Here is a 19976-nt window from a genome sequence, read left to right as displayed (position 1 = left end):
GGCGCGGGGGCGAACCGGTGGCGCCGGGCAGTTCCGAGATCCGCGAGTGGGCCCGCGCCCACGGGTTCGAGGTGCGCGATCGCGGCGCGATCCCCGGGCGGGTCCGCTCGGCGTACGCCCTGGCCCACGAATAGCCGGTACTACTACCCCCGGCGGCCATGCAGCGTTTGGTGGCTGTTGACGCGTGGACGCGATGTGGGATGCAGGGCATGAACTCATGGACACGGCGGCGGTGCATGGTGTGCTGAAAGGGATTCTGGCCGGTAGCGGTGCCGCGGCGTCGTGACACAGTGTGTTGATTCTGCTCGGGTTATGCGGAGCGGGTCAGTCCGTGTGCGTGGACGGTGTAGGGCGCTTGACCTCGGGGGTTGGACACCAGAGACACTTGGATCTTGACGGTTCAGGTGGTCAGGAGTCCCGCAACAGATGGTTATGAGGCACTACCCGCCCGAGTTCAAGGCCGAGGCGGTGGCGTTGTACCGCTCGCGGCCTGGGGCGACGATCGCGCAGATCGCCGACGACCTGGGCGTGAACCGGGAGACGCTGCGCTCGTGGGTGCGGATCGATGACGGCAAGACGGTTGGCGCCCACCGGCCCAAGACACCGGGCCCCACCGCTGCTCCGCAGCCCGGCGGGACCGAGGCGGAGCTCGCCGCGCTACCGTCTTCGTTCGGCACGATCGACCACGAGGCGCTGATGGCCCAGGTGGCCCGGCGGTGGTGGACCGTTCGATGCTGAAGTTGATCCGGGCGTGGCTGCGGATGGGAGTGCTGGAGGGCGGGGTGAGCTCGCCGAACGGGGCGGGACTCCCAGGCTCACCGTTTTCCCCGTTGCTCGCCAACGTGGCCCTGCACGTGCTGGATGAGGCGTGGCAGGAACACGGCGGGCGGTTGGGGACGCTGGTGAGGTACTGCGATGATTTCGTGGTCCTGGCGCCGACCAGGGGGCGGGCCGAGCAGGCGCGTGAACTGGCGGCGGCAGTGCTGGGCGGCCTCGGGATGCGTCTGCATCCGGGCAAGTCCCGCATCCTGTGCCTGACCCGGGGCAGTGAGGGCTTTGAGTTCCTCGGCTTCCACCACCGCGAGGTGGAGTCGTGGAAGTGGCGGGGCAAGTTCTATCTGCAACGCTGGCCTTCGGCGCGGGCGTTGGGGGTGCTGCGGGAGAAGATCCGCGCGGCGACCTCCCGCTCCCAGACCGAGCGGTCGGTGGCTGCCGTGGTGGCCGATCTCAACCCTGTGTTGCAGGGGTGGACCGGGTACTTCCGAAACCGGCATACGGGTCGGAAGTCAACGCGGTGGACCGTTATGTCCACGAGCGGCTGGCGATCTTCGCCAGCCGGAAACACGGCCGTACGGGCCGCAACTGGGCCAGCCGCTGCGACGGTGGATGGCTGGCGCGGCTCGGGGTCTTCCGCCTGAGCGGGAACGTGCACTGGGTAACGGCGCATGCCCAGCGGTGAACGATGTCGGAAAGCCGTGTGCGGGAGAACCGCATGCACGGATTGAAGCGGCGGGGGCTGGAAACGGAGCGTCACACGCCACCGCGCCAGTCCCCGACCCTACTCCCACAGGGTCACTCCACTTCAGGGTCACCCCTCCCACGGTGAGGTGCGCGGTAGGTCTTCACCGATTGACCGAAGTGATACGCGCCCGGCACTCCCGCCGAAGCCGATCAGTGCAGTTGCCAGGGCGAGAGCAGACGCCGCGGCGGGTATCACATAGCCGACTCGGACACCGGCGACTTCGACTACCCAGCCGCCGAGGGCCGCACCGGCTGAGCTGCCGATCAACAGCCCGGTGATGGTGAACGACATGCTCTCGGTGATCTGGGCGGCCGGCGCCAACTGATGGACGAGCGTCATGCTGGTGATCATGGTTGGGGCGGTTGCCAGGCCGGCGACGAAGAGCAGCGCGGCAAGCGTCCAGATGTTCCGCGCCAGCAGGACGGGCTGCATGAGCACCGCCATAGCGGCGACGCAGGCCAGGAAACGCCCTGACGGGCTGCCCCGCAGCTCGATCGCGCCGAATGTCAATCCGGCGACCGCGGAACCTGCGGCGAGGAGGGCCAGGATCACGCCCGCAGCCGAGGGATGGCCCGCCGACTCGGCGTAGGCCACGGTGACGACTTCCACGCTTCCGAAGATCACCCCGGTGAAGAGGAATGTCGCGGTGATCTCCATGATGCCCTTGACCCGCAGCGGTGATCCGCCTTTGGCCCGGACGGGATCTACGGGCGGTTCGGTTTGACGCTGGGAGACGAACAACAGTGTTCCGACGACGAGCAGCGCGCTCGCCGCAAGGAGCCCCGCCTCGGGAAAGACCATGGTGCACAGAAGTGCTGCCAGTACCGGGCCGAGGATGAAGCAGAGCTCATCCAGAACCTGTTCGAAGGAATTGGCACTATGCAGCATTTCCGGTTGGTTCCGGTAGAGTGCGGCCCAGCGCGCTCGGGCCATCGCACCGATGCTGGGAAAGCCGGACGAGGCGATGTAGGTGACGAACAAGGTCCACGTCGGCGCGCCCCAGCGGGCGCACAGCGCCATCAGGGTTGATGCAGCTGCGGACAACAGGGCCGCCGGTACGGCGACCCTCGTCTGGCCGTGACGGTCTGCAAGCCGTCCGATCAACGGCGTGGTGACGGCGACTGCGACGATACGGGCTGCGGAGACGGATCCTGCGAGTGCATAGGAGCCGCGCAGGGTGGCGACCATGATGACGACGCTCACACCGAACATCGACACCGGAAGCCGACCCAGGGCCCCGGTCAAGGTGAAGGCGATCGTTCCTTGCGATGAGAATATGCGTCGGTAAGATGTGAGCATCACAGACCTGACTAAATGGCGATTTTCAGGACACCAGGGCGACACGCTTCACAGATGGGTGACATCGGGCCCTTTGGCTGACATGCGAAAGGTGCGTTCAGTGAATCCGTGGGCTGTCACAGCGGCGCGGACGTCGCCCACGGCATATGCCGGGGCATGGACGAGCAGGAAGCCCCCGCCACCCGCGCCGAGGAGCTTGCCGCCCACGGCTCCGGAGGCAAGCGCGTCGCCATAAGCCCGGTCGACGAGGGGAAGGGACACCCCGGCGCTCAAGCCGCGTTTCAGCTCCCAATGGCGGCCCAACACGGCTCCCAGCGCCACGGTGTCGCCATCGGTCAGCGCCTTGCGCGCGGCTGTCGTGAGTTCTTTGATCTCGTGCAGCCGCCGCTCCGCGTCCCGGTCCCCGCCCATCACGCGTTCGTGTTGTGCGGCGAGCACCTCCCCTGCATCGCGCACGGTACCGGTGAAGAAGAGCAGGAGTTCGTCGTCCAGCTTTCTCAGCGTCTCCGGATCGACCGCCACGCCTTCCACCTCCACGCCGCCCGATCGATCGAAGTGGAGCTGGCGAACGCCGCCGTACGCGGCGAGGTAGTGATCTTGCCGGCCGACCGGTCGGCCGAGGCTGCGGGTTTCGATGTCGCCTGCCGCCCTGGCGAGGCTTTCCGCCGTCAGCGGCTGTTGCGACAACCCGGCCACAAGAGCCACACAGAATGCTGACGAGCTGCCAAGGCCGCTACCGCCAGGCACGTCGCCGAACGAGGCGAGGCGCAGCGGTAGGCCATCCCAGTGGGCGCGCAGCACCTCCCGGGCGAAGGGGTTGGCCTGGGTGTCCGGTATATCGGTGTGCGCGCAGTCGTCCAGACAAGCGCGAATCCCGCGGTACGCGCTGCCCGTGTGTCCAACCACGGTGACTCGCAAGTCAATGGCCGAGCCCAGCACTGTCCCGCCGAAGCGATGGGCGTAGCTGGGAAGATCTGTGCCGCCCCCGGCCAGCGAGATCCGCAGCGGGGCACTGCTTATCCACACGCGACTTCCTCCGTTGTCAGGGCCGCGCGCAAAAGTGCTGCCGCCCGCTCTGGTTCGGTCTCGCTGACGAATGCGCCAGCTCCCAGTTCTCCCGCTGCCGGCTTCTTGACCACCGTCTCCGAGCATCTGTCCGTGAAGACCCGGGCATGGAGATGGCTGTGCTCCCGGCCGGATCGAGCAGGCGCCTGAACCCACAGAGCCATGTACGGCAGGGGTGTGGCTGCCACACGATCGAAACAGCCGATGACGGACCGATAGACACCGGCGAGTTCGGTGACCTCAGCCGCTGTGAGCGCCGGCAAGTCGGGCACGTGGCGCCGAGGGTAGACAAAGATCTCGTACGGCCAGCGGGCCGCGTACGGTACGAAGGCCGTCCAGCGTTCGGCCTCGACGACGACACGTTCCCGGGCAGCGGACTCCCGCTCGATCAAGTTGCAGGCTTCGCAGCCGTCCCCTCGCTCGTGGGTGCGTTCTGCACACGCCTGTATCCGGGCGAGCCGGGCCGGCAGGAACGGGTACGCGTAGATCTGCCCGTGCGGATGGTCGAGACTGGCGCCGATCTGAGCGCCCCTGTTTTCGAAGCACACGACCTGGCACACCTCGGGTCGGGTGCCAAGCACGCGTGTGCGGTCGGCCCACGCAGTGATCACTGTACGTACTCGATCGACCGGATGCCGGCTGAGCGGGATGTGGTGGTCGCTTCCGAACGACACGACTTCGCAAGCCCCTGAGGCGGGTGCGTCGACAAGCGGGCTGCCGCGCCCGAGCACGACATCGCCGCCGTTCAGTGCCGGATAACGGTTGTCGATGACCGCGACGTCGTAGTCCTCGACGGGTATTTCGGTGGTCAGCCCGCCACGGCTGGGGCACAGCGGGCACACCGTCTCTGCGGCGGAGGTGCGCGCCGCGCGATACGGGGCCGAGATCACCCAGTCTTCTTCCAGCGGATCCCAGCGCAGTCTGCCCGGTGCGGGTCGGGACGGCAGCTCCCGACGGTCTTGGACGACGCGAGGAGGGGCCGGGCCGTCGTTGTAGAAGGAGATGCAGCGCCCGTCGGCGAGTTGCGCCGAGCCATCGGCCGTCCGAACACGCATCGAGCCGTCCATGACGCCCGATGCCATAAGGCTCCTCCATATGGCGTGCAACGCCTCCCCGGCACTGGACGCGCGGATGTCGGCCGGTTCCGACTCCATAACGACGGCATCGCCGCGAGTGATCCGGGCAGTGCGGCATCCCGCCCGTCGGCCGGCCTCGACGTCGCTGGCGAAGTCGCCGACCATCCACGAGGACGACAGGTCGAGCCCCAGGTCCCGGGCGGCTTTCAGCAGGAGGCCCGGCTTGGGCTTGCGGCATTCGCAGGCGACCGCCAGGTGCGGGACGACACCGTCGACATGATGGGGACAATGTAGAACGGCATCCAGCGTCACACCTTCGGCGGCGAGTTGTGAGCGCAGGTGGGCGTGCATGGACTCCAGGACATCCGCATCGAACAGCCCACGTGCCAGACCGGACTGGTTCGTGACCACCACGAGGGCGATGCCCCGTTCCTGAAGGCAGCGCAAGGGCGGACCGACCCCGGGCGACAGCACCAGGTGTTCCGGAAGGCTGGGATAGTGCCGCGGCTCGGTCAGCGTCCCGTCGCGGTCGAGGAAGACGGCAGGGCGCCGCCTCACCGAGGCTCTCCCGCCACCGCCACGGCGATCGCCGCGCCGCTGGACTCGCGGACGACCTCACGCATGTGCCGTGTCAATACATGGATCATCGTCATGTGGAGGTCCTCCTGCTCCTCGATGGAGTCGGCAGGTGCAGCGACCCATGCGTCGCACAGATCCCGGGCACGCCCTCCGGTGGGGCCGAACAGGCCGACCGTCGTCATTCCGTGCTCGCGGCCGTATGTCAGCGCACGCAGCACGTTGGGCGAGTTGCCACTCGTACTGATGCCGACGACCACGTCGCCCGGGACACCGAGCCCCGCAAGCTGACCGCTGAACACCTCCTCGTAGCCGACGTCGTTGGCCCAGGCTGTCAGGGCGGGGACATGGTCGACCAATGAAACGGCGCGCACCGGGGAGACGCCGGGCAGGCGGGTGTTCTTCGACATGTCCACGGCGAAGTGCGAGGCGGTCGCCGCGCTGCCGCCGTTGCCGCAGGAATACATCGTCCGGTCAGAACTGTAAGCGGTCTCGAAGATTGCGGCGACGCGCCTCAGATCTGCCACGGAGACGGCCTTGAGGCTACGGCCCAAACTATTAAAGTATTGATACGTGTGTAACGTCCCTAGCCGCTCGATGATAAAGGGCCTGGCTCCCGGATCGATTTCACCCGACTCGGCGCAGTGTGCCCAGGGCGTACATCCGGCTGTCCGCTTCGGCGGAGAAGTCGGCGAAACCGGGCTGGGCTGTCGCCCAGGTCAGGTATTCGGCGATGACGCTGCTCATGTCGACGACGGGACGCCAGCCCAGCGCCCCGAGTGCTTCGGTGCCCGACAGCACATGACGGGTGTCACCGACCCGATAGCTCCCGGCGATCCGGGGTTCCAGGTCGGCGCCGGCTGCGCGGGTGACCAGATCAGCGTATTCACATGTGGTTAGACGACGCGCGCCGCCGACGTTGAAGGCCCGCCCGACCGCTCGGTCGTCGTCGAGAACCAGCACGTTGGCGCGGATCACATCATGGACGGACACATAGTCACGCAGTTGGCGACCGTCCTCGTAGCAAAGAGGCGGACGATGATTGAGCACGCGCTGGGAGAAGATCCGCAGGATGTCCGAGTAAGCGTTGCGAAAGGACTGCCGAGCGCCCTGGACGATGGAGTACCGCAGCGCGACTGTCGGGATTCCATACCGCTCGCCGAGCATCAGGGCGACCGACTCCTCGCCGTACTTGGACAAGGCATACGAATTGTGCGGCCGAACAGTGTCCTCGGTGGTCCACAAGGGTTCGAGATCGGTTCCGCAGGAAGGGCAGGAAAGCTCCCACAACCCGCGGTCGAGCCGCTCCGGACTGCGCGGGCCGGGCCGCAATTCGCCGGAGTCGGGGCAGGCGGGACGTCTGTACGCGCCCTCGCCGTACACGGCCTGACTGGAAGCGACCACGACACGGGAGAGTTTCTGGCCGCGGGCCATGAGAACTTCGTACATCAGTGCGGTCGACGCCGTATTGGTGGTGAAGAAAGTGGAAAAGTCCGTCAGATAGTCCTGGTATGCGCCGAGGTGGTACACGGCGTCGACACCCGTGAGTGTCTTTTCCCAGGCCTCGCGGTCGCGGACGTCGCCGTCGACCAGCTCGATGCCGCGGTCCTGGAGGTGTTCCGGGAACCGCCGGTCGGCGTGGACCGGCGGGTTCAAGGTGTCGAGGATCCGGATCTCGTGGCCCAGACCGAGCAGGGCGTCGGCCGTGTGCGAGCCGATGAAGCCGGCGCCGCCCGTAATCAGGATTTTCATATGCGCTCCTGCCTGCTCGCCGAAACGGGGACGTCCGGACGTGCAGTCAGCCGTAGGTACAGCCGGGCGAACTCGTCCGCGGTGCGAGTCCACGACCAGTCCTGAGCCATGGCTCTGCGACGCATCGCGGTCGCCTCGGCGGGCTGGTGGCGCAGCAGGCTGAGGGCGGACCGCACGGTCTCCAGAACTGCTTGCGAGGTGTGCGCGGGGATGATCCAGCCGGTACCGTCACCGCGATCAGCGGAGACGACCGTGTCGCGCAAGCCGCCCACGGGGCAGACGACGGGTAGCGTGCCGTACGCCATGGCGATCAACTGATTGAGGCCGCACGGCTCCACCCGCGAGGGCATGACGGTGAGGTCCGAACCTGCATAGACGAGCCAGGCGAGCTCCTGGTCGAACTGTGGAAGATAGGCCAGGCGGTGTGGATGCCGATCCGCCAGGTGAGCCAGTTCGGCCCGGAAGGGCTCTTCGCCGGGCCCCATGAGAACCACCTGCGCGGACTCCTCGGCCAGAAGCGGGACCAGGGCGGCGAGGAGCAGGTCGGTACCTTTCTCGTCGACGAATCTGGAGCAGACGCCCACGACCGGGGCCTCCGGATTCTGGCCGAGACCGAGGCGGCGTTGAAGGGCGCTCTTGTTCAAACGCTTGCCCTCGTCCACGGTGTCGGCGTCGAAGGGCGCAGACGGGCGACCCGGGATCGCCGGGTTCCAGACCGTGTCGTCCACTCCGGACACGATGCCCGTGTGGTCCATATCCGCCCATAGATCGGCCACCGGGCTCTTAGCGTGAATCGCGGGAATCTCCCGCGCATACGACGGACTGCACGTCACTGCGGCATCCGCCGAGAGCAGCCCGAGGGCGAGCATGCTCTCACCGCCCGGCGCACGATTCCGCAACCGCGCGACGGCTTTCTCGGGCAGTCCGAGACCGTCGGCAGTGTCCGCCTGCGGCGCCGGCAATGGGAGCCGCCCTTCGTAAACAGCGCTGTGAATATTCATCAACAGCGCCGGAGCGCTGCCGGTACGCCGAGACCGCACATGGGCGAGGGCGGCCCCGGACTGCCAGTCATTGGCGTGGACGAGTTCGTACGCTGCGCCGGTCTGCTCGATCCAATCGGCGACGCAGGCCCCGAAGAATGCAGAACGCTCCACGGCGTCGGCGAACTCGGCGTACATCGCGTCACGGTAGATCCCGTCTCGGTCGTACCACGCGTCCGCCCTGATCAGAATGACCTCGCACGGCCCGCCGTGGTCGAGTAGCCGCAGAACGGTCGCGGCAGACGTGACGCCGCCGACCGACCGGCCGGGCAGCCGGCAGATTTCGGCTGTGCGCAATCCGGATCTCGCCAGCAGCCACGGATAAGCCGGCAGGACGAGGTCGTGCGTCATGCCATGCCGCGTCTGTAACGCGGCAGGCATCGCCCTGCTCGCAAGTCCGAGTCCGCCTTCAACGAAGTGCGGTGCGTACTCTTGGGTGATATAGAGGCATTTCATATAAAGCTGCAATCTCATTCTTTATGCGGTGCACAGTGACCCCGTGCTGGTCTAAAACGTTGTCACCGGGCGTGGTCAGGGATTTCATGCGGCCGGTTGGTATTCGTTGACCAGTCCTTCGAGGACGCTGCGGCGTCGGATCCGGTCGGCCGGGGTGGGGAACGCGATGACGTTGTGGTTGTCGTCAGGGGCGCGGAGGTTGAGGCTGTCTCCCTGATGGCTGCGCCCCTGGTTGTAGTGCGCGACATACCGGTCGAGGACGAAGCGGAGGTGTCTCTCGCCGGCGATGAGCATGCGGTCGGTGCATTCGGTTCTGACGGTCTTGACCCAGCGTTCGGCGAAGGCGTTCGTGCGGGGAGCTTGCGGTGCGGTCTTCATGTAGGGGGATCGGCAGATCAATGTCGATGGCGATATCGGCTGACGCCTGTGGGGCCGTGACCAGCGTCTCGCCGACCAGGGCGATCACTGCCGTCGCGGCGGTGTACAACCTTTGTGATAGCACTGCGATTGCCTCTCAGGGATCGATGAGAGTTCGCCGAGACCGCCCGGAGGCGAGCCGCGGCGCGGAGCGGCGACGGGCTGCGGGGCGGCACCACGCAACCCGGCGCGCGGCAACGTGCCGTCGCACCAGCCATGATCGGCGCAGCGGGTGGCGCTCATCCCTGATTCCGGAAAGCGGCGAACAGCGGCAGAAACGGACCGGCTTCTGGGCCTGTGCTGTCCTGGGCCGGCGCCCGAGCGTTGTTTGTAGCGGTCTCGTGTAGCCCGGGTGTGGCGGTGCGAAGTGGTCGGGTGGCGTCGATCGGAGGGTGCGTCGGATCTGGCGAACGCTGGTTTCGGTCTGAAGTGGCCCGCCCTCTGAGCTCGGCGGCGTGGTAGGGCTCACGGCGACCGATACGCCTTCGACAACACCGCCGTTGACCCCGCCGCCGGGACCGGCGGCATGCTCCAGGCCAAAGGCCGGTCGTAGCAGGCGCAAGCCGCCACGACGACGCAGGGCCCCGGGCCACTTCGAACCGCCATGCGATCAGTACCCCGGTGAACAGGGCCCGGCCGCTTCAAGTCACCCGGCCCGGGCGACTCCAAGCCGCTGCTGACACAGGCAGGGAGTGTCTCGAAACAGACACCGACCCCGTGAAGAAGCTGGGGTGGGTGTCACCTGTGGGGGTTTTGTGTTTTGAGGCTGTGGAGTCGGTCTTGGACTCGGTGTGCATCGGGGGTGGCACCGAGGCGGTGGTAGATCTCGAGGGCCTGGGTCAGGTGGGTGGTGGCGGCGTCGGTTTGGCCTTGCCGGAGCAGGCAGTTCGCGATTCCTTCCAGGGCCACGGCGGCGTCTTGGGGCTGGTTCACCTCTTGGTTCACCTGTAGCGCGTCGCGGTACACGGGGAGCGCCTGTTCGACATCCGTGTGCGCGAGAACCGCGGCGTACTGGTTCAGCGCCCAGCCCTCGTTGCCCCGGTTGCCTATGGCGCGGCAGATTTCCAGGGCTTTGGTGAACAAAGCCGCGGCTTGCGCGTGCATGCCGGTCGAGGAGCGCAGGATGCCGAGGTTGGTCAGTGTGGTGGCCTTTCCCTGGGGTTCACCGAGCCTGTCGAACAGTTCGAGAGCGTGGTCGAACAGTGTTGCGGCGCCCGCGTAGTCCGCGGTGTCGCGTCGGATGGCGCCGAGGATTTGCAGGACGTTCGCCTCTCCCAAGCGGTTGCCGAGCGTGCGATGCAGGTCCAGCGCCTGTTCGAGGTTTTCCTCGGCCTTCGGGTAGTCGCCGGTCATGTAGCGGGCCTGGCCGAGCAACTGCAGGGTGTTGGCCTGGCCGAGCAGGCTGCCGTTCGTTCGGTGCAGCATGAGCGCGCGCTCTAGCACGTCGAGTGCGGCCGGACGGTCTCCGGTCGCCAGTTGGACTCCACCCAGGTACGTCAGTGCATTGGCCTCGCAGGCCTGGTGTCCGAGCGTCCGGTACCGTTCGAGAGCCTGCTCGAACGCCTTAGCGGCTCCCGGGCGGTCGCCCGCGGCGCGGCGCACGTGCCCGATGTTGGAGAGCACATCTGCCTGCCCGAGCAGGTCTCCGACCGAGCCGTACAGGGACAGGGCTTGATCGAGCGCGTCAGCGGCAGGTTGACCCATCAAGCGGTGGGTTCGTCCCAGCTCGGCCAGGGCGTTGGCCCGGCCGGGCGCGTCGTCGAGCACTGTGAACAGGTTCAGGGCGCTGTCCAAGGCATCGACCGCGTCACTGTACTGTCCAAGCAGCTGTAGCTGTCGGCCGAGATCGGTCAGTGCGTCTGCTTGCGCGAGCGCGTCCCCGCGGCGACGGGCCGCGTCGGCGGACGCCGTGTGTACGTCCCGCGCCCGAGACCACGGCCCGTCGTATCTGAGCAGTTCCGCCATCGCCGAGCCGAGTTTGGCCACCTGGGCATCCAGCCCGCGGGCGACGGCCAGCTCGAACACCGCTTCGAGGCCGGCCCGCTCGGTGCGCAGCCAAGCCAGCGCGACGCTCGCGGAATCGATCGCCGGCTGATGGGTCGGCCCCGGTCCCGCTGACGCGCGCCGGGGGGAGAGCGCGATGTGCATCGACGCCTGGGAAGCGGTGTGCTGGTAGAACTCCAGCAACCGTCCCACGGCATCGTCATTCTCACCGTCGCAATCCGCTTCGACCAGGGCACGGGCGTGCCGATGCAGCAGATCGTGGATGCGGTAGCGGCGTCGCGAGGAGCCGATCAGCAGGCTGTGATCGGTCAGGCGTTCGAGATGACGCTCGGCGTCGTCCGGGTCGGCGTCCAGCAAAGCGGCGGCGGCATAGACATCGATCTCGGTCGCCGGTGAAAGGCCTATGCGGCGAAAGAGCCGTTGTTCGCCTTCGGGCAGAACTCGAAGGGAGATATCGAAGACGGCTGACAGGCTGCGGGCCTCATCCGTGTAGCCCGTCAGCTCGTCCCGGGGCTCGTATGGGGCGAGCCGGTCAATGAGCCGGTCAAGGTTCCAGGCCCTCCCGCCGACACGCAGGAGCGCCCCGGCGATCAGTAACGCCAAGGGTAGACACCCGCACAGCTGCGCCACCTGGTCCCACCGGGCGTCGGCCACGCAATCAGGGGATGCCCGGGCCGCCCGGCGCAGCAGCGCAGCCGCCTGCTGCCGTTCGAGCATGCCCAACGGGAGGGGCACGGCGTCATCGAGGGCTTTGAGCCGTCGGCGGCTGGTGATCATCACTAGGCAGCCGGGGCTGGCGGGCAGCAGGGCGCGGACCTGGTTCTCGTCGAAGGCATTGTCCAGGATTATCAGGGTGCGGGTGCCGGCCAGACGGTCACGGTAGAGGGCGGCGCGGGCGTCGACCTGCGCGGGTATCCGCCCGGGCGCCACGCCCATGGCCGCGAGCAGCGTCGCCAGCGCATCGCCCGTCTCGCGCGGCGGCCGATCCTCCGCGAAGCCGTGCAGGTCCAGGAACAACTGCCCGTCCGGAAAACGATCGGTCAATCGGTGCGCAGCGTGAACGGCCAGGGCCGTCTTACCCACTCCGCCCATCCCGTCGATCGCCAAGATCAGCACTACTCCCGGCTCGCCGTCTGTGACCTGCGTCTGCTCGGCCAGCGCGAGCAGGACCTCCAGTTCGTTCGCGCGCCCGACGAACAACCCAGTGTCGGCCGGCAGCTGCCGCATCGCCGCGCGCGCTAGGGGTTGTGCTCCCAGTGCCTGCTTTTGCCCCACACCGGTGTCGGGTGCTGCGGACTTCGCGCGCGCCTGCCTCGCGTGGCGCTCATTCTCCTCCACTCGGTCGCGGGCCTTGGCCAGCGCGCGCAGCTCTTCAGGGGCGGCCCCGAGCAGTTGGAGAAGGGCGTCGTACTTGTCGGTCGGCGGCAGGGTACGAGCGGTGAAGTATTCTGCGATCGCGGCTCGCGACCAACCAGTCCGTTCGGCCAACTCCTGGTAGGTCAGGATGCTGCCCCGATTCGCGCGCGCATGGCGGCGGCGCAACGCCCGCAGCAACTCGCCCAGGTCTTCGAGCGACTGCACGCCCGCCGCGCTCTCCTCCAACGCGTCACCGGGCTGCACCCGCCGCCGCTCGCCGGGGCCCACTGCTACGCCCCCGGCCCATAATCTACGAGCTCGAACACACGCACAGAACAAACCTACCATCGGCTTGATCAGCGCCATCCGCCGCAGCCGCAGCCGCCGACGTTCGGCCTCGCCCGCTTAGTCCCCGGCGCCAGCGACATCGGCGACACCCTGTGTCCCGCGGCGCGCGCCTCTCGCTCGGGGACAGCATCTACGACCCGGCCGACCCGATGTCGAAGATGTTCTTCAACATGTTCGCCGTGTTCGAGGCCGACCTGCCCAAGATGCGCACCCGCGAGGGTATGGTCGTCGCCCGGGCCAAGGGCAAGCTGAAAGGTAAGAAGCCCAAGCTGACCGCTCGACAGCAGGCCGAACTGATCCGGATGCGCGCCAGCGGCGAGTACACCGTCGCCGACCTGATGGTGATCTTCTCCGTCGGCCGCGCCACCGTCTACCGGGTCCTCGAACGCGCCGACCATAGCCCGACAGGCGATGCGAAATGAGCCGTCACGTCAGATGGCGCGACCGGCCGCGCACTCCGAAGCACGCCGACAGGACCGCCGCAGCCGCAGCTCGCCAGTTTTGATCATCCCGTTTTGCGGGAACTGAGCGGGAACATCACCTGGACCTCCAGGCTGAAAGTCACCTCCGTGCTGCACCAGGCCCCGCCGCCGCGCACCGCAAAGGTCGGCCGACCCCGCACGAAAGGTCCGCGGCTGGGCACCCCTGGCAACCTCGCCAAGGCCGCGACCTGGCGTAACGCCGTGGTGCGCCGCTAATGGTGCAGCAACACGGTGCAGATCGCCGAGATCGTGTGCATCTGGTACGGGGTCTGTCGCACCCAGGCCGTACGGGTTGTCCTCGTGCGCGACGAGAGACCCCGCACCGCCGACAAGGACGAACGCGGCTACGGCCTACCCCTGATCACCACCGACCTGACAACAGCCTGCGAAGACCTTGTCGCTCGCTATGCCTCCCGCTGGAGCATCGAGCCGGTCTTCTTCCACGCCTGCCGCGTCCTCGGGATCGGCGAAGCGCGCACCCGGCTGCGCAACGCCGTCCAGCACACCGCACCCTTCGGCATGATCGCCTACAGCCTGACCGTGCTCTGGTACACCCGTAGCGGCCACGACCCCGAGCAGATCGCCGAGCGTCGCACCCGCTCCCGCTGGTACACCACCAAGACCGAGCCCTCGTTTGAGGACATGGCCGTCAAGCTCCGCGGCGTGATCATCGCCGCGAGATTTCAGCACCCAGGGCCCTACCAGCCACAACCTGAAGAAACCCGCGCCGTCCTACTGGCCTGGGCCGCAGCCGAAACATGATCAGCTAAAACCGCGAAAGTCGAGGGGAGCGAAGGAAGCCGGGTTGGGTCGACATGGTCCGGGCGTTCTCCCGGTATACCTCGATGAAGTACTCCGCTTCGTCCGCCGACACCGTGTAGTTCTTGATCAAGGTGACCGGCTCGTCACGCCGGTCTTCGATGCCAAGGATTGACTCATACCCATCAAGACCACACACGCACCGAACTTGTGACATCAAGGGGGAGCCGTTCAGGGCCGCGCTCGTCAGGAGTCGGCGGAGCGTGCCACGGTGGTCCGGGTGTCACCGTTGACCGTTTCTATCCAGTTCCGGACGCGGTGCATGTCGGGAGCGATCCCGAGTCTCTGGTAGATGTCCAGTGCCTGGTGCAAGTGGGAGAGGCCTTCGACGGTGTCACCTTGGTCGAGGTGGTATCGGCCGATGCCTTCGAGGGATACGGCTTCGTCGTCGGGCTTGTTCAGCGCGCGGTGCAGGACCAAAGCCCGCTGGTAGAGCTTGTGGGCTCGGTTGCCCTGGCCGGTGGCGGCGAGGGTGTCGGCGTAGTAGTTCAGTACCACGGCGTGGTCTCCGTAGCGGCCCAGCGCGCGGTATGTCTTCAGTGCCCGCAGATGGAGGTCGGCGGCGGCCGCGTATTGCCCGGTGGCGTGCCGCACGCGCCCGAGTTCGGTAAGCACGTTCGCTTCGCCGAGGCGGTTGCCCAGCTCGCGGAATGTCGTCAGCGCCTGAAGATGGAGGTCGGCGGCGGCCGCGTATTGCCCGGTGGCGTGCCGCACCCGCGCGAGTTCGGTGAGCGCATTCGCTTCGCCGAGGCGGTTGCCCAGCTCGCGGTATGTGTTCAGGGCCCGGAGATGGAGGTCTGCGGCCGCGCGGTGGTCTCCGGCCGCGTACTGGGTCCGCCCCAGGTTCGTAAGGGTACTGGCCTCTCCGTTCCGGTTGCCGAGTGCGCGATAGATTTCCGCGGTCCGCGTCAGGGTCTGAACGGCGCCGGCGTAGTCTCCGCTCTGCTGCTGCACTCGCCCGAGGTCGTCGAGGGCGCTGGCTTCGCCGAGGCGGTTGCCCAGCGCGCGGTAGACCTCCAGGGCTTGGGTCATGGCCTGGTTCGCGCGCACGTTGTCTCCGCTCGCCGAATGCATCCGCCCGAGGTCCACGAGGACGTTGGCTTCGCCGAGTCGGTCGCCTAGCGCGCGGTAGATCTCCAGCGCCTGCGTGCGGGCGGTTCTGGCGCGGGGATAGTCTCCGGTCAGATGTAGCACTTGTCCGAGGTCAGCCAGCGCGGTGGCTCGGCCGGCCGGGTCGTTCAGCCGTTCGGCGCTCTTGAGCGCCGCGTGGTGTATCTCCAGTGCATAAGTCCAAGGGCCGTCGATGAATACGATCTCGGCGAATCCAGCGGCGAGGGCGGTTACGTGACTGTCCAGTCCGTGGGCACGGGCGTGGGCATAGGCGGCCTCCAGGTTTCCGCGTTCGGTGCGCAGCCAGGCGCGGGCGGCCTCCGGCCCGGCGAAGTCGGGGGTGTTGGCTGGACCGGGGCCGTCCTGTACGGGTTTGGGGTAGAGGGCGCTGCGTACGGAAGCGGTATGCGCGGCGTACGCCCAAAAGCTCAGCAGTCGGTCTTGGGCGGCTGCCCGCGCGGGCTCGGAATCGATCGTCAGGGCCAGATCACCGGCGTAGGCACGGAGCAGGTCGTGCAGGCGGTAGCGGCCGATGGACACGCCGGCGAGCAGGTTGTGATCGGCGAGGCGATCGAGGAGCCGCTCGGCCGAAGGCAGGTCGACTTCCATCAACGCCGCCGCGGCGTACGCGTCGAGCTCGGACCCCGGCAGCAGGCCGAGACGACGCAGGAGCAGCTGCTCGTCCGCGGCGAGGTTCCGGTAGGACAGGTCGAACACCGCGGTCAAACTGCGCGTCTCGTCCGTGTACCCGGCCAGTTCACGCCCGGCTTCCGGGGTGAGACGGTCGATCAGCCGTTGCAGGCTCCAAGCTCTGCCGCCGGTGCGCAACAGCGCTCCGGCGATCAGCAGGGCCAGGGGCAGGCGCCCGCAGCGCTCGGCCACGGTTTCCCACCGGTCGTCGGCCTCCTCTCCGTCGGAGTGTGCGCGTGCGGCTTTGCGGACCAGTTCCACCGCCTCCGGCTGTGGCAGCACGTCGAGCGGCAGCGGTACCGCATCGTCCAGTGCCCTGAGTCGCCGCCTGCTCGTGACCAACGCCAGACAGCCGGCGGGAGGCAGCAGCGGGCGTATCTGCGCCTCGTCGGCCGCGTTGTCCAGGAGGACAAGGGTGCGTGTGCCGGAGAGACGGTCGCGGTAGAGCGCGGCACGCGCATCGCGTTGCTCGGGGATCTGCTTCGGGGGGACGCCCAAGCTGCCCAGCAGTTCGGCCAGTGCCTCGCCGGGATCGCGCGGGGGCCGTTCTTCGGCGAAGCCGTACAGGTCAAGGAACAGCTGGCCGTCCGGGTAGCGTGAGGCCAGAAGATGCCCGGCGTGGATCGCCAGCGCGGTCTTGCCGACGCCGCCGATCCCGTCGATCACGAAGACCGTCGCGACGCCCGGCATCCGTCCGTCGGCCAACGGCGCGGCCAGCTCCAACAGCTTCGCAGACTCTTGCGCCCGGCCGGTGAACAGGGCGGTACCCGCGGGCAGTTGCCGGGTCGCCATCGTCGCGGGGGCGGGACCGGAGCTCGGCTTGTCGGCAGCGGGGGAGTCGGTCTCCGGCTCGGCACGGTCGTACTTGGCCCGTCGCCGGGTCTCCTCCACCCGGTCCCGCGCGTCGGCCAGTGCGCGCAGTTCGACGGGCGTGGCGCCCAGCACCTCGACCAGCGCGTCGAACCGGTCGGTGGGCGGCAGAGTGCTGGCGGTGAAGTACTCCGCGACGGCCGTCTGCGACCACCCGATGCGTGCCGCCAACTCCCGGTAGGTCAGGCTGCTGTCCCGGTTGGCGCGTGCGTGCCGCCGCCGAAGGGTCCGCAGCAGCTGCGCCAGGTCCTCCATCGACCGCGCGACGGCCGCGGCCCCGACCAGGCTGTCACCGTGATCCTGCGCCTGCTGCCGTTCGCCGGAGGCCATCGACACACACCCCGTAGAGAATATGAACTCGAACATACCTTCCGTGGCAGGCTATCAGCGTCCGGGGGACGAATCCGGCGGCCTTCGGCGATGTTCGCCGGTGCTCGCCCGAATTCGGAACCCGCCGTAAGCGCCGCGCACGCGCGTGACCATAGGCCGCGCGAGACGACAGAAGCTGCCGCGTTGCAGGGCGGCAGCCCTCGCCGATCGAAGAAGGGTTCGCGAATGAAGAACCGCATGCTCCGAGCGCTCACGTGCGCTCTGGTGGCTGGCGCACTGGCCGTGCCGGCCACCGCGGGCACCGCCAACGCCGCAGTGCGTGCCCCGGCCGTGGCGCACCCGCAGGACATCACCACGGTGATCGCGGTCATCCAGAAGGTCTACAGCATCTACAAGCAGTTCTTCAGCGGCGGCGGCGGGCTGACCCTCCAAGCGGCCACCACCCAGATCCTCGACGCCATCCAATCCGAGCAGCAAACGCTCATCGACCAGATCGACGAGGTCGCCGCCGCCAGCGTCCAGGGCTGTGCGAGCGACACGGTCATCGAGTTCAACGACATCCAGCACATGACACCCGACACCCTCCAAACCTTCGCCATGAACGCAACCTCCTGCGTCACCGCCGCCGACAGCCTGCTCGACACCATCCCCGATAAGGCAGCGATCGACCAGCTTGGCTACGCGGTCAACACCATCGGCCCGCTGGCCATGATGGCCCGCGCTTATGCCGGCCTGACCACCCCTGGACTGCGCGCTGTGCTCCTCGACGCCGACAATGCCGTCGTCAACCGGATGATCACCGACGCCGACTGCACCTGGGGTTCGGACGGCACCATAGAAACCCTTGAGGTGGTCTGCACCGCCTACAACGGCAACGTCGGCGTAGCGGAAAAGCTCAACCACGGGCGGCCGCCCGGCCAGGACCTCTACGACAAGGCCATGGCCGCGGCCACGGTCAACACCAGCCGCCCCGTCTCCATCACCGCACTCACCGAAATCTGACACGCCCCGGCCCACCGGGGAGCCGACTGAACAGCGCCGTCGGCCAACGGACCGTGATCGGCGGCGCTGCGTCAACCTGGAAGCACTGCGGAACGCTTGCCAGGGCTCGATGCGCATGAACGCAGCTGGCTGGTGAGGGGCCGGCAACTGCACTGAGTGGTCGGTAAGAACGCAGCCGAGCGGAATCGAGATTCCGCTCAGTGCTGGCCTTCGGCGGAGCCAAGCACATTGTCGTCGTCGACTTCGTCCACATCGACACCGTGCTGCTCAAACCTCTCTACGCCCTGGTCCTGATCGAGCACGGCACGCGTCGCACCCACCTGCCCGGCGTCACCGCCCATCTCATGGGCGCGTGGGCCACCCAAGCAGCGCGCAACGCGCCTATGGACTTGGACTTGGGTGGGCGCGCCGCACAGGTCAAATACCTGATCCGCGATCGCGACAGCCGCTTCACCGCAGCCTTCGACGCCGTCTTCCAAGCCGAAGACATCCAGATCCCGCGCAGCCCGGTCCGGGCGCCCCGCGCGAACGCCGTCTGTGAACGCATGATCGGCACGCTGCGCCGAGAACTGCTCGACAGGATCCTCATCCTGCACGAGGAACACCTACGACGCGTGCTGACCGAATGGGTGCATCACTACGCACACGGCAGACCACATCGCAGCCTCGGACAACTGACCCCCGACCAAGCCGAGCACGAACCGCCCTTACCGATCAACCTCGCCGAACACCGAGTCTGTTGCCGTGCGATCCTCGGCGGTCTCACCCACGAAGGCTGGACCGCCACAGCAGCCTGACACGGTACGACCACTACCAAATCACCTGACCACCCACCGCGCACCGTATATTCGAGCCCACAGGTTCCGCACCGCCGGGCACCTGGCCTCGTGGGCCGGGACCACCCCCGGGCACCGCGAGTCCGCCGGCAGGCGAAAACCCGCCGCCACCCGGCACGGCAACTGCTGGCTCGCCGCCACGCTCGGCACCACCGCGCTGGCCGCCTCCCGCACCAAGGACACCTACCTCGGCACCCGCTACCGACGGCTGATCGCCCGCACCGGCAAGAAGAAGGCCCTGGTCGCGCTCCAGCACTCGATCCTGATCGCGGTCTGGCACATGCTCACCCACAACGTCGCCTACCACGACCTGGGCCCGGCCCACTTCGACCAGCTCAACCCCGAACGCGCCAAACACCGCGCCCTGGCCCAACTCCACCGCCTCGGCTACCACGTCGCACTGACCCCGGCCGCCTAACGGCCACAACCGCCCGCCACCCAGATCGGGTCGACGGCATCGAGCGGCCGGCCCGATATCCCGGCACGCCACCACCAGCCTTGCCCCACGTGCATTTTCAGATCAGACACACGCGCCGGTGTCCACCGACTGGGAGTCGACGCACATCGCGCTCGGCTCCTGCGCGCCCGGCGACCCGGCGCACCTGGCGGCGCAACAGGTCGTGGATCTTCCGGTCCGTGCCGTCGTCGTGCCCGGCGGAGAAGTAGTCGTACACGGTCGAGGGCGGCGGGAAGTCGTGCGGCAAAAGATCCCATTGGCAACCGGTGCGGTTCTGGTACACGACGGCGTTCACGATCTCCCGTCAAGGCGTGGTCGCCTCCTTGATGAAGCGCCTGCCTGCACGCCATGCGGTGAGCGTCGGCTCGATCAGCGCCCACTCCTCGTCGCTCACGTCTGTCCGGTACGCCTTGGGTTGTCCATGTCACCGGCATACCGCGAGACGACGCGGCCGTCCGGCGATCACGCA

General features: G+C 67.7%; 19 protein-coding genes and 1 pseudogene. 9 read left to right on the top strand and 11 right to left on the bottom strand.

The genetic code is table 11. The features are described from left to right. The first annotated feature begins 17 nt into the window (after positions 1 to 17). The 3 genes from VGZ32_RS28710 to VGZ32_RS12245 all read left to right on the top strand — a co-directional run bounded on the left by VGZ32_RS28710 (position 18) and on the right by VGZ32_RS12245 (position 1418). The gene (locus VGZ32_RS28710; RefSeq protein WP_349263580.1) at positions 18 to 134 is read left to right on the top strand and encodes an Lsr2 family DNA-binding protein; all 117 of its coding nucleotides are present in this window, start codon (positions 18 to 20) and stop codon (positions 132 to 134) included. Between the two features lie 292 nt (positions 135 to 426). Next, complete coding sequence (locus VGZ32_RS12250; protein ID WP_326886081.1) at positions 427 to 738, top strand: transposase; 312 nt, start codon at positions 427 to 429, stop codon at positions 736 to 738. Beyond that, positions 732 to 1418 carry a reverse transcriptase domain-containing protein gene (locus VGZ32_RS12245; protein WP_326886080.1) on the top strand — a complete coding sequence of 229 codons (687 nt, stop codon included), beginning with the start codon at positions 732 to 734 and terminating at the stop codon, positions 1416 to 1418. The genes VGZ32_RS12250 and VGZ32_RS12245 overlap by 7 nt, the downstream gene beginning before the upstream one ends. A 170-nt stretch (positions 1419 to 1588) precedes the next feature. On the opposite strand, the gene VGZ32_RS12240 is transcribed toward VGZ32_RS12245, so the two are convergent. The 8 genes from VGZ32_RS12240 to VGZ32_RS12205 form a co-directional block, all read right to left on the bottom strand. After that, positions 1589 to 2821, bottom strand: coding sequence for an MFS transporter (locus VGZ32_RS12240; RefSeq protein WP_326886079.1), 1233 nt, complete (start codon positions 2819 to 2821; stop codon positions 1589 to 1591). 48 nt (positions 2822 to 2869) lie between these two features. Further along, positions 2870 to 3847 (bottom strand): hypothetical protein, encoded by a 978-nt coding sequence (locus tag VGZ32_RS12235; RefSeq protein WP_326886078.1) that lies wholly within the window; start codon positions 3845 to 3847, stop codon positions 2870 to 2872. Continuing rightward, positions 3838 to 5520 carry a galactose-1-phosphate uridylyltransferase gene (gene galT, locus VGZ32_RS12230; RefSeq protein WP_326886077.1) on the bottom strand — a complete coding sequence of 561 codons (1683 nt, stop codon included), beginning with the start codon at positions 5518 to 5520 and terminating at the stop codon, positions 3838 to 3840. Before galT ends, VGZ32_RS12235 begins: the two co-directional genes overlap by 10 nt. Then, positions 5517 to 6137 carry an SIS domain-containing protein gene (locus VGZ32_RS12225; protein ID WP_326886085.1) on the bottom strand — a complete coding sequence of 207 codons (621 nt, stop codon included), beginning with the start codon at positions 6135 to 6137 and terminating at the stop codon, positions 5517 to 5519. Before VGZ32_RS12225 ends, galT begins: the two co-directional genes overlap by 4 nt. 28 nt (positions 6138 to 6165) lie before the next feature. Continuing rightward, positions 6166 to 7290 (bottom strand): NAD-dependent epimerase/dehydratase family protein, encoded by a 1125-nt coding sequence (locus VGZ32_RS12220; protein WP_326886076.1) that lies wholly within the window; start codon positions 7288 to 7290, stop codon positions 6166 to 6168. Then, a complete protein-coding gene (locus tag VGZ32_RS12215) occupies positions 7287 to 8786 on the bottom strand; it encodes a glycogen/starch synthase (protein WP_326886083.1) in 1500 nt (499 codons plus the stop codon). Before VGZ32_RS12215 ends, VGZ32_RS12220 begins: the two co-directional genes overlap by 4 nt. 84 nt (positions 8787 to 8870) lie before the next feature. Then, positions 8871 to 9164, bottom strand: coding sequence for an integrase core domain-containing protein (locus VGZ32_RS12210; RefSeq protein WP_326886075.1), 294 nt, complete (start codon positions 9162 to 9164; stop codon positions 8871 to 8873). 777 nt (positions 9165 to 9941) lie between these two features. Beyond that, positions 9942 to 12929 (bottom strand): tetratricopeptide repeat protein, encoded by a 2988-nt coding sequence (locus VGZ32_RS12205; protein WP_326886074.1) that lies wholly within the window; start codon positions 12927 to 12929, stop codon positions 9942 to 9944. Positions 12930 to 12959: 30 nt separating this feature from the next. On the opposite strand from VGZ32_RS12205, the pseudogene VGZ32_RS12200 reads away from it, so the two are divergent. The 3 genes and pseudogenes from VGZ32_RS12200 to VGZ32_RS12190 form a co-directional block, all read left to right on the top strand. Continuing rightward, positions 12960 to 13333 (top strand): annotated as a pseudogene (locus tag VGZ32_RS12200) (helix-turn-helix domain-containing protein); the annotation flags it as partial. A 93-nt stretch (positions 13334 to 13426) separates the two neighbouring features. After that, positions 13427 to 13609 (top strand): hypothetical protein, encoded by a 183-nt coding sequence (locus VGZ32_RS12195; RefSeq protein ID WP_326886072.1) that lies wholly within the window; start codon positions 13427 to 13429, stop codon positions 13607 to 13609. A gap of 15 nt (positions 13610 to 13624) precedes the next feature. Further along, positions 13625 to 14155 carry a hypothetical protein gene (locus VGZ32_RS12190; protein WP_326886071.1) on the top strand — a complete coding sequence of 177 codons (531 nt, stop codon included), beginning with the start codon at positions 13625 to 13627 and terminating at the stop codon, positions 14153 to 14155. Positions 14156 to 14159: 4 nt separating this feature from the next. On the opposite strand, the gene VGZ32_RS28705 is transcribed toward VGZ32_RS12190, so the two are convergent. Further along, on the bottom strand, positions 14160 to 14369 hold the full coding sequence (locus VGZ32_RS28705; RefSeq protein ID WP_349263578.1) for an antibiotic biosynthesis monooxygenase: 210 nt from the start codon (positions 14367 to 14369) through the stop codon (positions 14160 to 14162). Positions 14370 to 14398: 29 nt separating this feature from the next. Beyond that, positions 14399 to 17212 carry an ATP-binding protein gene (locus VGZ32_RS12185; protein ID WP_326886070.1) on the bottom strand — a complete coding sequence of 938 codons (2814 nt, stop codon included), beginning with the start codon at positions 17210 to 17212 and terminating at the stop codon, positions 14399 to 14401. 237 nt (positions 17213 to 17449) lie between these two features. On the opposite strand from VGZ32_RS12185, the gene VGZ32_RS12180 reads away from it, so the two are divergent. The 3 genes from VGZ32_RS12180 to VGZ32_RS12170 all read left to right on the top strand — a co-directional run bounded on the left by VGZ32_RS12180 (position 17450) and on the right by VGZ32_RS12170 (position 19468). Further along, positions 17450 to 18214, top strand: a complete 765-nt coding sequence (locus tag VGZ32_RS12180; RefSeq protein ID WP_326886069.1) for a hypothetical protein — start codon at positions 17450 to 17452, stop codon at positions 18212 to 18214. A gap of 200 nt (positions 18215 to 18414) precedes the next feature. After that, the gene (locus VGZ32_RS12175; protein WP_326886068.1) at positions 18415 to 19011 is read left to right on the top strand and encodes a transposase; all 597 of its coding nucleotides are present in this window, start codon (positions 18415 to 18417) and stop codon (positions 19009 to 19011) included. Continuing rightward, positions 18959 to 19468 (top strand): transposase, encoded by a 510-nt coding sequence (locus VGZ32_RS12170; RefSeq protein WP_326886067.1) that lies wholly within the window; start codon positions 18959 to 18961, stop codon positions 19466 to 19468. Before VGZ32_RS12175 ends, VGZ32_RS12170 begins: the two co-directional genes overlap by 53 nt. Before the next feature lie 97 nt (positions 19469 to 19565). Here the strand turns inward: VGZ32_RS12170 and VGZ32_RS12165 are convergent, their stop codons facing one another. Next, entirely contained in the window at positions 19566 to 19802 is a 237-nt protein-coding gene (locus tag VGZ32_RS12165; RefSeq protein ID WP_326886066.1) for a transposase, read from the bottom strand. Between the last annotated feature and the right edge of the window lie 174 nt (positions 19803 to 19976).

It is taken from the genome of Actinocrinis sp., assembly GCF_035938995.1.
Taxonomy (GTDB): Bacteria; Actinomycetota; Actinomycetes; order Streptomycetales; family Catenulisporaceae; genus DASZGI01.
This window is presented reverse-complemented; position numbering and strand designations above follow the sequence as displayed.